This window comes from Rothia sp. HMSC069C10, from assembly GCF_001812205.1.
Lineage (GTDB): Bacteria > Actinomycetota > Actinomycetes > Actinomycetales > Micrococcaceae > Rothia > Rothia mucilaginosa.
Genome location: NZ_KV808301.1, coordinates 101,668 through 116,658 on the forward strand (window position 1 = coordinate 101,668; position 14,991 = coordinate 116,658).

Annotated in this window: 11 protein-coding genes; 6 read left to right on the top strand and 5 right to left on the bottom strand. The window is 61.0% G+C overall.

The genetic code is table 11. The features are described 5' to 3' along the window. The first annotated feature begins 180 nt into the window (after window positions 1-180). Window positions 181-1,227 carry a glycosyltransferase gene (locus HMPREF2842_RS05455; protein ID WP_070543082.1) on the top strand — a complete coding sequence of 349 codons (1,047 nt, stop codon included), beginning with the start codon at window positions 181-183 and terminating at the stop codon, window positions 1,225-1,227. A 148-nt stretch (window positions 1,228-1,375) separates the two neighbouring features. Here HMPREF2842_RS05455 and HMPREF2842_RS05460 read toward each other — a convergent pair whose 3' ends face one another. Then, window positions 1,376-2,278, bottom strand: a complete 903-nt coding sequence (locus HMPREF2842_RS05460) for a PIN-like domain-containing protein (protein ID WP_049361962.1) — start codon at window positions 2,276-2,278, stop codon at window positions 1,376-1,378. 438 nt (window positions 2,279-2,716) lie between these two features. Between HMPREF2842_RS05460 and HMPREF2842_RS05465 the strand changes: the two genes are divergently transcribed. Further along, window positions 2,717-3,328, top strand: coding sequence for an ANTAR domain-containing response regulator (locus HMPREF2842_RS05465; protein ID WP_012903637.1), 612 nt, complete (start codon window positions 2,717-2,719; stop codon window positions 3,326-3,328). Window positions 3,329-3,596: 268 nt separating this feature from the next. Here HMPREF2842_RS05465 and HMPREF2842_RS05470 read toward each other — a convergent pair whose 3' ends face one another. The 3 genes from HMPREF2842_RS05470 to HMPREF2842_RS05480 all read right to left on the bottom strand — a co-directional run bounded on the left by HMPREF2842_RS05470 (window position 3,597) and on the right by HMPREF2842_RS05480 (window position 5,862). Continuing rightward, window positions 3,597-3,845 (bottom strand): hypothetical protein, encoded by a 249-nt coding sequence (locus HMPREF2842_RS05470; protein WP_049349756.1) that lies wholly within the window; start codon window positions 3,843-3,845, stop codon window positions 3,597-3,599. Window positions 3,846-3,943: 98 nt separating this feature from the next. Continuing rightward, window positions 3,944-4,450, bottom strand: a complete 507-nt coding sequence (locus HMPREF2842_RS05475) for a PaaI family thioesterase (RefSeq protein ID WP_070643185.1) — start codon at window positions 4,448-4,450, stop codon at window positions 3,944-3,946. Between the two features lie 134 nt (window positions 4,451-4,584). Then, the gene (locus HMPREF2842_RS05480; RefSeq protein ID WP_070643187.1) at window positions 4,585-5,862 is read right to left on the bottom strand and encodes a dicarboxylate/amino acid:cation symporter; all 1,278 of its coding nucleotides are present in this window, start codon (window positions 5,860-5,862) and stop codon (window positions 4,585-4,587) included. Between the two features lie 443 nt (window positions 5,863-6,305). Between HMPREF2842_RS05480 and polA the strand changes: the two genes are divergently transcribed. Both polA and rpsA read left to right on the top strand, forming a co-directional pair. Next, window positions 6,306-9,317, top strand: coding sequence for a DNA polymerase I (gene polA, locus HMPREF2842_RS05485; RefSeq protein ID WP_070643190.1), 3,012 nt, complete (start codon window positions 6,306-6,308; stop codon window positions 9,315-9,317). Between the two features lie 710 nt (window positions 9,318-10,027). Beyond that, window positions 10,028-11,482 carry a 30S ribosomal protein S1 gene (gene rpsA, locus HMPREF2842_RS05490; protein ID WP_005506223.1) on the top strand — a complete coding sequence of 485 codons (1,455 nt, stop codon included), beginning with the start codon at window positions 10,028-10,030 and terminating at the stop codon, window positions 11,480-11,482. A 191-nt stretch (window positions 11,483-11,673) separates the two neighbouring features. Here the strand turns inward: rpsA and coaE are convergent, their stop codons facing one another. After that, complete coding sequence (gene coaE, locus HMPREF2842_RS05495; protein ID WP_049353143.1) at window positions 11,674-12,309, bottom strand: dephospho-CoA kinase; 636 nt, start codon at window positions 12,307-12,309, stop codon at window positions 11,674-11,676. A 58-nt stretch (window positions 12,310-12,367) separates the two neighbouring features. Between coaE and HMPREF2842_RS05500 the strand changes: the two genes are divergently transcribed. After that, on the top strand, window positions 12,368-13,054 hold the full coding sequence (locus tag HMPREF2842_RS05500; protein WP_049353142.1) for an IMPACT family protein: 687 nt from the start codon (window positions 12,368-12,370) through the stop codon (window positions 13,052-13,054). A 511-nt stretch (window positions 13,055-13,565) separates the two neighbouring features. After that, the gene (locus HMPREF2842_RS05505; RefSeq protein ID WP_070643192.1) at window positions 13,566-14,894 is read left to right on the top strand and encodes a 2-oxoglutarate dehydrogenase; all 1,329 of its coding nucleotides are present in this window, start codon (window positions 13,566-13,568) and stop codon (window positions 14,892-14,894) included. Window positions 14,895-14,991: the final 97 nt, after the last annotated feature.

Consider the following 14,991-nt stretch of genomic DNA (forward strand, 5'->3'; position numbering starts at 1 on the left):
ATATGTGGCTTTTCGCGGTTAATACAGGGGTAATGACGACGGGCAGCACACGATGCGGGGCTCTGGGATATTCTGAAACTAGAAGATGCGTAGCGAGAAAAAGTGCCGACCCCTCAGGCGGTCCCGAGCATCGCACACCATACAACCCAATTCACCCCGAACCTCAGTGAAGGAGCTACCATGGCAGCCACCCACCTCCCCGGAACTCTTCCCGACCCCAACTACCAGCCCACCTACCGTTCCAACGGCGCGGGCGACGACCTCGCCGCACTCGTTGCACCGTACAGCCTCTCGCGCGTCCAGCTCGCTGAGGCTACCGGTATCGCTGACGAGGCTACCGTGAACAGCTGGGTTGAGCAGTGCTGCCCCGAACTCGCGGCGGATGCTCCCGCGCCCCTCGAACCCGTGCTGCGATACCTGGACGAAACCTACCTTCCCGACCCCGCAAACTGGCCCGGCGATAACGCCTACGACGAGTACATCCTCGAGAACATTGCCGCGCGCATGCTCGCCCGCGTTGTTGCTAACACTTTCGCCGCTGACCGTTCCGGCGACTACCGTGAACTTCTCGCACTCGTTGCAACCCTTGTGCTGATTGCCCGCTACTGGGAGGGCACCGATGAGGCTTTCCTGACCCTGCTCAACGCCGAGCCCACCGCGGAGGCGGAAGAGTCCCTGCAGGAGGCTATCGCGAACGCCCCCGAGTCCCTGCACCCGCTCCTGGCCGAGCTTCTGCTGCCCGCCCTGCGTGAGGCGCGCGGCACCTTCACCGCCGCCGAGGCGCAGCTACTCACCGGCTACGTTCTTGCCGCCGGATACTACGCGGGTGAGCACCCCTACGAGACTCTGAACGGCATCCACGTTGCGTTCGATGCGGATGACCTCACCCTGCCCGATGCTGAGCTGATGAGCCGTGTTGAGGACGTCCTCAAGGCTAACTTTTCCGCCGCTCGTGCGGGTGCAAACACTACCGACAACCCGGAGCCGCACTACGTCACCCTGCCTGGTGACCAGGACGGCTACGAAACCGCCGCGCACTTGATCGCCGCCCTGCCTCAGGCGCATGACGTTATTGCTTTCAGCACCCCTGAGGGTGATAACACGGAGACGCTCGCCGCCGACCGCCGCGCCGCTTTCACCCTGTACTTGTGCTACCTGATGCTCGGTGATGACGAGTCTTCGGAGGGGCGCGCCGCTGAGCTGTACCGCGCCAGCCGTGAGAACTAGGTTTTCGCGCCCTACTTTGATTCTGTAGACACCTTGCCCGCAGACGCTAAGAAGCCACATGTGTTCGAAACACATGTGGCTTCTCGCGGTTAATGGTGGTGGGTGCGGTGTGGTGGGATTATTCTCAACGGTGACTGTGCACGGCGATTTACACAGCTACGGGCTGTTCCGCGCGAATCGCATTATAGGTAGCGTCGCTGACGGTCACACCGTACTGCTCGGAGGCGAGCCGCAGAATCTCCTCAACCGTGTAGATGCGGAATACGCCGCCTCCGGTTGCCTTAGCGTATTCACGCAGTAGCTGACGGTTCGCGAGCTGACGTACGGGTTCGCCGCCCGATGCGGCGCGTACCTGCTGACCGTTGCGTAGCCAGGTGTCGCGCACACCGCCGGTGACGAAGACGCAGTCGGTGCCCTTCACGCGGGTGGTTGCTTCGGTAACGCACTGGTTCCAGAGCGCGAAGTCGGCGTCAAAGCTGGCGTTAGCGAGTAGCGGGTGGCCCTGTTCGAGGGCTTCGCGGCACTGCTGTTCGTGGCGTTCGGGGCTGGGCGCCGCACCCACGTGTCCGGTGAAGATGCGGTTCAGTCGCGGCAGAATCGTGTCGTCTTCGCGGCGTGCCATGTTGATGGATCCGGTCTCGGTGGTGGGTTCGAGAATCCTCATGATCTGCGCGATGGAGTGGTCTAGCTGGTGCGTGACTGAACGCAGCGCGCTCCAGGGGGAGTTGCGTTCTTCGGGAAGGGTTTCTTTGAAGGACGCGAGCGCTGAGCGGACGCGGTCTGCGGCGGCGGGTACGGGGGAGGCGCCGTCGAGTGCTGCCCAGAATTCTTTGAGTGCCTGGTGGGGGAGGAAGGCGTGTCCGCGCAGCTGTGAGTAGACGCGGAGGATTTCGTCGCTGATGTGGGTTGGGTAGTTGTAGAGGCATGCAAGCGCGGTGGAGTCGAAGGCGACGAGAATTCCGGGGTGAATGGAAGTCAGCGGGGCGCGATCGAGTTCCTTGTACTCGACGAAGTCTGAGTACAGGGTGCGTGCTTGACGGGTGATTGACATGAATCCCCTCCGGGTATCGAGTATGGTCGGTCAAATGCGAGTGCCGGAGAAGTCGAGGAGAATACCTATTTCAGTGTATCGGCCTTCTGCGGCGTGTGATGGGGTTTCGATATAAATATTTTGTTTATTACTTTTGTGTCTAACCCGATGACGCGTTATTGCATGTCAGAGTCATTTTCGGGTCCATGTTTTAGGTGTGAATTTCGCCGCGTGACCTCTACGTTGTGCGGTTTTGTTTTCACAGTCATGAGCAGTATAGAACAAAAATGTGCATTAATATGCAAAATCTGATGGAGGGTCACAAAATGGCGTCAGAAAACTTTTCCTACATGCACATAGGACGCATATAACACACCTGGGACAAGGCGAGAAAGTAGATGAACGTTTAATTCGTCCTGTAGACTTTAAATGATTGAAATTTGATAAAGGAGAAGAGTTATGTCAGAGCTGACCACTCAGGATCAGGCGGAGAATCAGGCCCCGGCCCGCACCGTCGTCGTAGCAGAAGACGAGGCATTGATTCGCCTCGATATCGTTGAAATTCTGAAGGACCAGGGTTTCGACGTCGTAGCAGAAACCGATAACGGCAAGACCGCCGTCGAGCTAGCACAGAAGTACCGCCCCGACCTCGTCCTCATGGATGTGAAGATGCCGATTATGGACGGCATCACCGCAGCTGAAGAAATCGCGAAGGAGCAGATCGCTCCCGTCGTTCTGCTGACCGCTTTCAGCCAGAAGGAACTCGTAGACCGTGCCGTTGAGGCAGGCGCTATGGCGTACGTCGTCAAGCCGTTCTCCCCGAACGACCTGGTTCCCGCAATCGAGGTGGCAATCAGCCGCTACGAGCAGATTCGCGCCCTCGAGAAGGAAGTTGGTACCATCCGCGACCAGTTCGAGACCCGTAAGCTGGTTGACCGCGCAAAGTCGCTGCTCATCACCAAGATGAACCTGACCGAGCCGGAAGCATTCCGCTGGATTCAGAAGACCTCCATGGACCGCCGCCTGTCCATGCGCGAAGTTTCTGACACCATCATCAAGCAGCTCTCCTAAATACGAGACGTACAAAGTACACATCGGTACAGGTACGAACGTACGCTACGGCGAAGACTAGGGTTCGCCCGTATGCGCCTTCGGTTGGTCAGCATCTGACCAGCACCTTTTCATGACACACTAACGCCCCATCCCTCACAATGAAACTGAGGGACGGGGCGTTAATGTTTTATCTTCTGAAGCTCGCACCCTGCCGGAGCAGTCGGAGCGTTTCTATGCCAGTGCTGCAGGCAACTCAGCGCCGCAAGAAGCGCAGCGTCGGGCAGGCTTAGCGCATGTATCGGTTCAAATTATCTTCGTCATTGTTCGGGCCGCTGATTGGGCGGTCTGTGGGGGAGCCAGCCCAGAGCATTCCGCCGGTACCGAGCATTACGCCCAGCCACCAGAAGCTGCCGGGGTTGTTGATGGCGGTCACCAGGCACACTAGCATCACGCCGATTGCAATGGGCAGGACAATGCGCTTGGCGCGCACAATCTTCGGGTAACGCTTGAAATAGGGGGTGCGCTCGCGGGCCATGGTGCTCCTTCTGGTCGTACCTTCTGGTGGGGTGTTGGCGGGGTGCCGTGTACCCCGTGCTTCTACGATTTTAGGCTACTTGCTGAAGTTGTAGGACGTTAGGCGGTGGGGCGGGGGATCAGCATGTTGGTGATGCGTGCGGTGCAGGTGGTGCGACCGCGCTCATCCACAATGTCGATGGAGTGGATGCACAGGGTGCGTCCGAGCTTGACAGCGGTGCAGGTTGCGGTAACCACACCGGAGACTGCCGGGCGCACGTGGGTTGCGTTGATGTCCACACCGACTGCTACGAGGTTTTCGCCGCCGTGCACGCCCGCGGAGAGCGAGCCGAGGGTCTCGGCGAGGACCACGTTGGCGCCGCCGTGCAGCAGGCCGATGGGCTGGGTGTTACCGGCGACGGGCATGGTTGCGACGGTGCGTTCTGCGGTGAGTTCCTGGAACTTAATGCCCATGGCGGGGATGAGCTCGCCCAGACCGCGGGGGAAGTAGGGGTGCAGGTGCTCGGGGATTCCGCTTTCGGTCAGCTGCGCCTTGATTTCTTCTGCGGTGAGGGTGGTGGGCGCTGCCGCGCGGACGGGTGCGTGGTGTGTGTTGTTTTCAGTCATGACTTCCAGTGTACTCCGCGGTTAGAGTTCCTTTGACACGATGACCGGTTTCTTGGCTAGCTTCCGGGTACGGATCAGCCCCGCCTCCTGAACTCAGGAGGCGGGGCTGAAAAACGTTATGGAAGCGGAGAGGATTAGGCGGAAATAGCTTCTGCCTTTTCGATGTCCTCGTCGCGGATTTCCTTATCGGGGTTCGCTCCGATTGCCTTGGAGATACGCTCGGTCAGGGTTGCGATGGTCGCGTCACCGGTCACGTTGGTTGCGGTGCCGAAGGAGTCCTGAGCCAGGTACAGAGCAATCATCAGAGCAATCATGGAGGAATCGAAGCCGAGCATGGACTCCAGCAGACCGATTGCGGTCATCACGCCACCGCCGGGAACGCCGGGAGCGGCAACCATCATCACGCCGAGCACCAGAATCATGGGAACCAGCGGGCCGAAGTCGGGGCTCTTACCGGTCATGAACAGCACAGCCACGGAGCAGGCGGTAATGGTAATCATGGAGCCGGAGAGGTGGATGGTTGCGCAGAGCGGAATCGCGAAGTCCACCACGCGAGCAGAGATGCCGGCCTTCTTTGCAGAACGCACGGTCACCGGGATGGTCGCAGCCGAAGACTGGGTACCGATTGCGGTGAAGTATGCCGGGAGCATGGTCTTGAGCATCTGGATGGGGTTGCGGCGAGAAATCGCGCCAGCCACCGAGTACTGCAGTGCCAGGGTGACCCAGTGCAGAATAATCACCATGACGAACACAAGACCGAAGACGGAGAGGATCTTCGCCACCTGACCGGCGAGGGTCATGTTCGCGAACACACCCACAATGTGCACCGGCAGCAGGGGGATAATCACGTAGCCGAGCATCTTCTCAACGATGACCTGGAAGTCCTCGAAGAGGTTCAGCATCGCACGGGTCTTCAGTGCGGTAATGCCCAGGCCCAGGATGAAGGAGAGAATCAGTGCGCTTAGCACACCCATAATCGGGGTTAGCTCGAAGGAGATGTAACCCTTGGACAGTGCGTTCTCGGGGTTATCGAAGGAAGCGAGCTGCTGACCCTTTAGGATGATGGGGTAGAGCAGCAGTGCGCAGGTCAGTGCCAGGAAGCCAGCAAGGATGCTGGAGATGTACGCCAGACCCACGGTGATGCCGAGCATCTTGCCCGCACCCTGCGCGAGGGAACCAATGCCGGGCACGATGAAGCCGATAATAATCAGCGGAATCGCGAAGCTCAGGAAGGCGCTGAACACGGTAGAGAAGGAGACGAAGAGCTGCACAATGAGGTCGGTGGGAATGGCCGCGCCGGTGGCGTCATTGATGCCACTAATCATTCCGGGGGTCAGCATGCCGATGAGCACACCCGATGCAATCGCGATGATAATCCACGCGAGGAGGGGGAGTTTTTTGAGTACCTTCATGGGTTCCTAAATGAGGGTTCGTTGTGTGTTAAGCGCGGGATGTGCCCTCACAGTCCGATGAATCCTGCCGGTGAATTCTGGGTAGAGTTCTACCTATGAATACACGGGGTGTGGGGGTTTCCTACGCTGGAGGCGATAATAAGGTTATATATTATCCGGAAACTGTATTATTATCCACCTCACATAGTGGCTTGGGGCACAATTTTTTGGGTGAAAACTCACCAAACGCACCCCACCGGCACCTACATATGAGGTAAAACTCTTTCCACACACCCCGTTATTCCGCTATATGGCACAGCGCCGGCACTCAACACAGTACCGGCACCCAACACAGCGCGGGCGCCTCCTTGTAGGGCTGACCCGCACCCGTCGAAACCAGCCACCCGAACCCCGCCGTCACGAAGCCAACCACCAAGAAAACTCAGACTCGATACACTAGAGGAGTGACTACAGAGAACAAAACCCTCCTGCTCATTGACGGACACTCCCTCGCCCTACGCTCCTTCTTCGGCATCTATACCATGGCCGAAAAGACCGGACAGCACATCTTCGTGCGCAGCGACGGCCAGCACACCGAAGCCGTCCACGCCTTCCTCTCCACCCTGCTGAGCATCATCAAAGACAACCAGCCCAGCCACATCGCCGTAGCCTTCGACCTGCCCGGCGGCACCTTCCGCACCGCCGAATACGGCGAATACAAGGGTGGCCGCAACGCCATCCCCGAAGCATTCAACGGCCAAATCGACCTCATCAAAAAGATGCTCGGCGCGCTCAACATCCCCGCGCTCACCTACGAAAACTACGAAGCCGACGACATCGTCGCAACCCTCACACGCCGCGGCACCGAAGCCGGCTACAAGGTTCTCATCCTCTCCGGCGATCGCGACATCTTCCAGCTCGTCACCGACGACGTCACCCTGCTCTACCCGGTCACCACCGGCCCCTCCAAGGGTATTCAGCGCATGGACCCCGCCGCCGTCGAAAAGAAAACCAAAGTACCCCCGCACATGTACCCCGACCTCGCCGCCCTCACCGGCGAACAGGCGGACAACCTGCCCGGCGTACCCGGCGTGGGCCCCGGCTTCGCCGCCAAATGGCTCGGCGAATACGGCTCCCTCGACGCCGTCATCGAGAACAGCGACAAGATCGGCGGCAAGAAGGGCGAAGCACTACGCGAAAATATCGACAACGTAGTACGCAACCGTCGCCTCAACCAGCTCGTCAACGACCTCGACCTGAACGTCACCCTCGAAGACACCGCATTCACCCCCGACCTGGATGCACTCAACACCTTCTTCGACGAGGTGGAGTTCCGCACCATCCGCAAGCGTGCCGCCGACACCCTCGGCCCCATCGTGCGCGCCGCTGGATCCGCAGGCTCTGCAAGCTCCATCGCAGAAGCAGGGGAGGAGGGTGCCATCAAGAAGGCGCCCACCGGCCCCGTCTACGCACCCATTGCCACCAGCGCACCCACCAAAAACGCAGACGCAGCAGCATTCCGCGCCTTCTGTGCCGCCGCAGCCGAAGAAAACTACGGCACCGACGAACAGGGCGCGCCCATCGCCGTACCCGAACGCCTCGAAGGCGCTGTGACCCTCTACCCGGTCACCAACCTGCCCGTAGCGCGCCCCGCCATCGGCGACGCACCCGCCGTCAAGGTCACCAAAACCAAGATCCGCGCCGCCGAAGAAAACCCCGAACTGCTCGGCGTGCTCCTCACCAGCAAGAACACCAGCCTCTGGATCGACACCCGCACCATCGACCCGGAACTCGACGCCGCCCTCGCCGCCTGGCTCTCCGACGAAGCCGCCCGCAAAATCGTCATGGACCTGAAGGTTCAGCGCAAACTTCTGCGCGCCTACGGCTACGAACTCGCCGGCGCCGTCGAAGACCCCGCACTGTCCTCCTACATGTGCGGCTTCATTCCCACCGCAACCCGCAAGCTCTTCTCCGAACGCATGGAAGACCTCGCCGAACGCTACCTGTGGATCCCCAAGGACCCCTACGCGCAGCTCGTCTTCCAGCCCGAAGAAGAAGAGGCAGAACCCTCCCTCTTCAGCATGCCCGGCGAAGCCGAACCCGTCGAAAACCTGCGCTACTTCACCCAAATCAGCCGCATCATCCACGAACTCGCACGCCTGCTGCACTTTGAAATGGAAGAACATGGCCAGCTGAAGGTCTACGAAGAAATCGAACTGCCGCTACTTTACGTCCTCGCAGACATGGAGCAGGCAGGTATCGCTGTCTCCGACGCGCTCCTTGCCGAACTGCACGACACCTTCTCCGCACGCGCTAACCAGGCACAGGACGCCGCACGCACCATCATCGGCGACACCGTCCAAACCGACGACGGCGAAGAACCCCTCAATCTCGCCTCCGTCAAACAGCTGCAGACCGTGCTCTTCGACAAGCTCGCCCTGCCGCACACCCGCAAAATCAAATCCGGCTACTCCACCGACGCCGAATCCGTCACCGAACTGCTCACCAAAATCTCCCCGGAGTCCGACGGTGCCGCATTCCTCGGTGCGCTCGCCGCCTACCGCGACAACATCAAGCTCGTACAGACCGTCGAAGGCCTGCAGAAAGCAGCCGCCGACGACGGACGCGTGCACACCACCTTCCAGCAGGGTGCCGCCGCCACCGGCCGCCTCTCCTCGACCGCGCCGAACCTGCAGAACATCCCGATCCGCACCGAAGAAGGCCGCCGCATCCGTGGAGCCTTCATCGTCGCGCCCGCACCCGTCGACGGCGTGGAGTACGAGGGTCTGCTCACCGCCGACTACTCGCAGATCGAAATGCGCATCATGGTGCACCTCGCCGCCGACGAGAAGCTCATCGCAGCCTACGAAGCGGGGGAGGACCTGCACCGTTACGTCGGCTCCGAAGTCTTCGGCGTAGCCCCCGAAGAAGTCACCCCCGAACAGCGTTCCAAGGTCAAGGCAATGTCCTACGGCCTGGCATACGGCCTGTCCCGCTTCGGCCTCGCCAAGCAGCTGAACATCAGCTCCGACGAAGCAGGCGAACTGCGCACCAACTACTTCAAGCGCTTCGGACGCGTGGGACGCTTCCTGCGCGGCGTGCTCAAGCAGGCACACCAGGACGGCTACACCGAAACCATTTTCGGTCGCCGCCGCGTGCTGCCCGACCTGGACTCGCCCAACCGTGTACGCCGTGAAGCCGCCGAGCGCGCCGCCCTCAACGCCCCGATTCAGGGCACCGCCGCGGACATCATCAAGATCGCCATGATCAATATTCACCGCCGCCTGCGCGAAGAGGGCCTGAAGACCCGCATGCTGCTGCAGGTGCACGACGAAATCATCCTCGAAGTCGCCACCGGTGAGCGTGAAGCCGCCGAACGCGTGCTCGTCGAGGAGATGAGTGGTGCCGCCTCCCTGCGTGTTCCTCTGGATGTGCAGGTCGGCTGGGGCAAGTCTTGGCAGGAGGCAGGCCACTAGGTTCGTTTCTTCTCTCGGCTCTGCACGGAAAGCGGTATTCGTCCTCGTTCCTACAGGGCGGGGGGTGGGTACGCTATACCCTTCCTCCGCTCCTGCAGGGGAACCCACCCTCTCGGGTGCTCCGCTCTCTCCTTGCTTCGCTGCGGAGAGCACCCGAGAGGGTACCCTGATGTCGCTTCCGGAGGGTATAGCTACCCCGCGCTCTAGCCTGATGCGAGCATGAGGAGGGGCGGTGTCGTCCGTAGTGACATCAGGGTGCCCGAAGCGAAGCGAGGGCGGGTGCCCCTGTAGGAACGAGGACGAGCATCGACCCTCCGCAAACCCCTCCGCGAACCACAACTCCAAAACCGCAAATAAGTACGGGAATCCCGGGCGCGTAACCATTGACGACACGCCCGGGATTCCCGTACACTATTAATCGCGTGTACCAACGTACGGGTTTTCTATGCTCTTTTTCTCCTTAAGAAAACGGGGAGAAAACGGGCACAGACCGCTTGCACACCCTGCCTAGAGCATTTGCTTCCGGTGGGCGGTACACATTGTAAGTATCCGTCAGCTCGACGTTTCCTCACCTCATTCAAAGGCGTTAGCGGCCCTATGCCGTGCGCGCCGGGGTGAAAAAGTAAGCCAGTCGGCGCCTCCACCCGGGGGTGTTGAACGGTGAACCGGCAGCGTCGACCTATTAGAAATCCAATTGGAGCCCTCACTACATGAGCACCAACATCCCTCAGGTCGCAATCAACGACATCGGCGACGAGCAGGCATTCCTCGAGGCAGTCGAGAAGACCATCAAGGTCTTCAACGACGGCGATCTCGTCTCCGGCCAGGTCGTTAAGATCGACCACGATGAGGTTCTGCTCGACATCGGTTACAAGACCGAAGGCGTCATCCCCTCCCGCGAGCTGTCCATCAAGCACGACATCGACCCCTCTGAGGTTGTCGAGCTCGGCTCCGAGGTTGAGGCACTCGTCCTCACCAAGGAGGACAAGGAAGGTCGCCTGATCCTCTCCAAGAAGCGCGCACAGTACGAGCGTGCATGGGGCGACATCGAGAAGGTCAAGGAAAACGACGGCGTCGTTACCGGTACCGTTATCGAGGTTGTCAAGGGTGGCCTTATCCTCGACATCGGTCTGCGTGGCTTCCTGCCCGCATCCCTCGTTGAGATGCGCCGCGTCCGCGACCTCGCTCCCTACATCGGTCAGCAGATCGAAGCTAAGATCATCGAGCTGGACAAGAACCGTAACAACGTTGTTCTGTCTCGCCGTGCATACCTGGAAGAGACCCAGTCCGCAGTCCGCTCCTCCTTCCTCAACGAGCTGGAGAAGGGTCAGGTCCGCGAGGGCGTTGTCTCCTCCATCGTCAACTTCGGTGCATTCGTGGACCTGGGTGGCGTGGACGGTCTGGTTCACGTTTCCGAGCTGTCCTGGAAGCACATCGACCACCCGTCCGAGGTTGTCGAGGTTGGCCAGCCCGTTACCGTCGAGGTTCTCGAGGTGGACCTGGACCGCGAGCGCGTGTCCCTGTCCCTCAAGGCAACCCAGGAAGATCCGTGGCAGGCATTTGCTCGCACCCACGCTCTGGGTCAGATTGTTCCCGGCAAGGTCACCAAGCTCGTTCCCTTCGGTGCATTCGTGCGCGTTGAGGACGGCATCGAGGGCCTCGTCCACATCTCCGAGCTGGCAACCCGCCACGTTGACCTGGCTGAGCAGGTCGTCTCCGTTGGTGAAGAGGTCTTCGTTAAGATCATCGACATCGACATGGACCGCCGCCGCATCTCCCTGTCCCTTAAGCAGGCAAACGAGGGCGTTGACCCCAACGCTACCGAGTTTGATCCGGCTCTGTACGGCATGGCCGCAGAGTACGACGAGGCCGGCAACTACAAGTACCCCGAGGGCTTCGACCCCGAGGCTAACGAGTGGCTGGAAGGCTTCGACGCACAGCGCGAGGCATGGGAAGCACAGTACGCAGAGGCACAGGCTCGCTTCGAGGCTCACAAGGTTCAGGTTGCTAAGGCTCTCGAGGCTGACGCAGAGGCTGCAGCAGCAGCTCCCGCAGCAGCTGAGCCCGCACCGACCTCTTACTCCTCCGAGGAGCCCGCTTCCGCAGGTACCCTCGCATCGGATGAGGCACTGGCTGAGCTCCGCAAGAAGCTGACCGGCAACTAATCTGCCGCTCAGATGAGCACTCATCAGGCGTAATAGCCGGTAGGTAACCCCCGCAGGGGGTGCCTAGAGCAGAGGAACCCCCTCATCTCCCGTTTGGGAGGTGAGGGGGTTCTTTGCGTTATTGGGGGTTTGGGTGCGTCGGGGTTGGGGACCGGGGGGGGGGCGTGTGCCCGGTGTTGCTGGGGAGGATTTTAGGCGGCGGTCATCTGCTCCCAGACGGCGCGCACCTGCTCGGCGGTTTCCTCCAGCGAGCCGCCATTATCGATAATCCAGGTTGCGACCGCCTCACGCTGCTCGTCGGTTGCCTGCGCGGCGATGCGGGCGCGCGCATCCTCCTCACTCATGCCGCGTGAAGATACGAGGCGCTGCAGGCGAGTCGCCAGGGGAGTGCGCACCACGACCACGCCCTCAAAAGCGGACGGGTCGCCGGTCTCCACGAGCAGAGGAATATCCTCCAGCACCACGCCGCTAAAACCGGGTTCGGACTGCGCCTGCTCCACCAGCTGTGCGGCACGCTCACGAATAGCGGGATGCACAATTGCGTTCAGACGCAGGCGCGCCTGCTCATCATTGAACACGATACGCGCCAGGGCGGGGCGGTTGAGGCGGCCGTCCTCATCGAGCAGATGCTCACCGAACTCCGCGACCGTGCGGGCGAGCACCGCCTCGCCGGGCTCCATGAGGGAGCGGGAGATAGCGTCCGCATCCACCAGGAACGCGCCCTGCTCAACGAAGAGGGAGGCGATGGTGCTCTTGCCGCTGCCGATACCGCCGGTGAGGGCGTAACGGCGCAGGGCAGTGGAGGCGGGGGAAGAAGGCTGGGACATGGACGGTGCTCCTGACGGGCTGTGCCACAATAGATAGGTACTGATTAGAGGAGGACACATGCAGGAAGAAACTCGCGCCAACCGATACCTTGTGCCGCGCGGCGATGAGCCCTATGAGAGCCTCCTCGAAATTAAGCGTAGCGAATTTATCGGTCACATCAAGCGCGTGAGTACCGTTGAGGAGGCGCGCGCCTACATTGAGTCGGTGCGCAAGACCTACCACGATGCCCGCCACGTGTGTTCGGCGTTCATTATTGGTGCTGACCGCGATATTCAGCGTTCCTCCGATGATGGTGAGCCCGCCGGTACCGCCGGTGTGCCGATGATGCAGGCGCTGCTGGCGCGTCAGACCCGCGAGGACGGCACCACCGACCTGTCGGATGTGGTTGCGGTGGTCGTGCGCTATTTCGGTGGCATTAAGCTTGGCGCGGGCGGTTTGGTGCGCGCCTACACTGATTCGGTGGTGCAGACCCTGGATGGTGCGCTATTCGATTCGCGTGAGCGTCTGCGTGTGGGTCAGGTGCCCAGTTCGCATGCGGATGCTGGCCGCCTGGAGAACGAGATTCGTGCCGCCGGTCTGAATGTGCTGGGTACCGAGTACGGTGCGGAGGGTGCCACGATTTCCTTGGGCGTGTTTGACCGCTCGGAGGAGCTGGCGCGTGCCGAGGAGCTGGTGGTGAGCCTGAGTTCCGGTGCGGCGAGTGTGACCTGGGGGGACACGCAGTGGGTGGATTTGCCGGTCTAGGTTACCGCTCCCTATATTCTCGGTCTTAGATTTCCGGTCCCAGATTTTCGGGCTAGAGCGCCTGCCTAAAGCCCCCAAAACCCAAAAGATAGTCCAACCTTAGTTAATAGTTACTCTAACCCTAGTAATTGCCCGCTAAAGCTGATAGCCTAAAAAGCGTTGCGGAACGCACACGCCCCTCCACGGCACGGGCAACGGGTTCGTCACCAGCGGTAACCCAGCCCGGCGCCTCCACGAGGCAACGCGTGCGCCCGCACCGACGGGCAGGGCTCAACGCTGACATCTCAGCGCCGAGAACTGGGTACTATCTCAGCGCTGAGGTCCTGATGCTGACGTCTTGAAGCTATAGCTTAGTTGCTCAAGGAACGAGGCACAGCTGTATGCCGGTACTATACGATCCGGCAGACGGTAGTGTGTGCACGAACCATCTGCCGGTAGGCGCTGAGCCCCGCCCGTCACCTTACGAAGAATCAGCTAACGAACGCTCTGAAGAGCTCAAGGTCGTGAAAACGTGACGCAGTCGGGAACCTACTATCAACAAGTAGACGAACAAGCAGGCAAAAACTCATCAGAGCAGTCCGCGGGCAGCCGCGGCGGCACCGCAACTCTCAACCGCCAGGGAGCGCGCCTCCCCACGAGGGGCACCGTCGAGCAGCTTGAACCCGCCACCGTCGCCCAGCTGCTTAACGCCTATCGCCAGCAGAACCTCGGTACCCTACTGAGCGTGCTCACGCAGCGTCCGGCAGAATTTGCTCGCCAGCTTGGCAGGCTCTGCCGCGTCTTCCCCGAACATGTTCACGCTATCGCCCAGGCGTTCGGCGCCGTGGGTCGTGCCCTGCCCATTGACGAGCTGGTGCGCCTGCACAACCGCTACTCCAACGCCGCCCGCGGAGTTGGCGAACACCTCAGCCTGGACAACTCCGGCGTGGCGCACCTGGTTCAGAGCCCAGCACTGAGCCGTGAAGGTGCGGGCCACCTGCTCATGGCGGTTGAACTCTGCCTCGCCGGCAGGATGCGCGGGCTCACCATCGCCATGCCCGCCACCGAGGCATTCACCCCGGCTGATCAGGCGCCAAGCCTCGGCTCCTGCAACCCCGCCCTGGACGGTGCCCTCAACGCTTTTGAACCGGCAGGCTGGGAGCCGTTCTCCCTGGACGGCAGCGAAGTGCTGCTCGCGACCGGTGTGCGCGATGTACCCGACGGCTACGAGCTGTCCCTCTGGCTGCTCGACGACGACTACCAGTGCCGCGCCCGCATTGAGCGCGGCGCCCCGCAGGTATGCGTGGCAAGCTTCTACGATGAAGAAGTCATCACCCGCACCGTGGAAGAAACCGGGTCGGGTGAGGCCGGTCTGGTCGAAAACTACCGTGTGGAGGAGTACGCGGAACTGGACTTCCTCAACGCCATGGACCGGCAGGTACGCTACGTGGCGGTCACCGCCGCGGTGGGGGAGCCGCTGCTGTCTGTACTGAACGAGAAGAGCGCGGTGCCGAATAGTATTCCCGACCCTGCTGCTTTTGCGAACGGTGCGGGCGCCTCCCGGTTTGCGAGGAGTGCCCGCCCGGATATCCGCACCGCTGCCGTGGTCGGTAAGGGCCTGCGCACCGTCAATCACCGCGGCATGCTGCCGGTGTTGGGCGTGCCGAACCGCACCGTGTGCGCGGTGATTGACCTGTATAAGCAGCGCATTTGCGTGCCGGGTGTGGGTATTCCGCGCGGGCTGAGCGTGGAGGATGAAGAGCGCACCATGCAGCTGATTTTGAGCGCCCTGAACGGGTACCTTCCGCTAACGAACCGGGCGCTGATGAGCCTCGCCGGAGCCACCGTGGAGGTGCGCTAGCACTGCGGTCAACTAGCGCTGCCGTCAACTATCACTGTGGCGCCCCACGGCTACAAACCAATAAAATACCGCCCGGAATCGTGTTGTGAGCACGGTT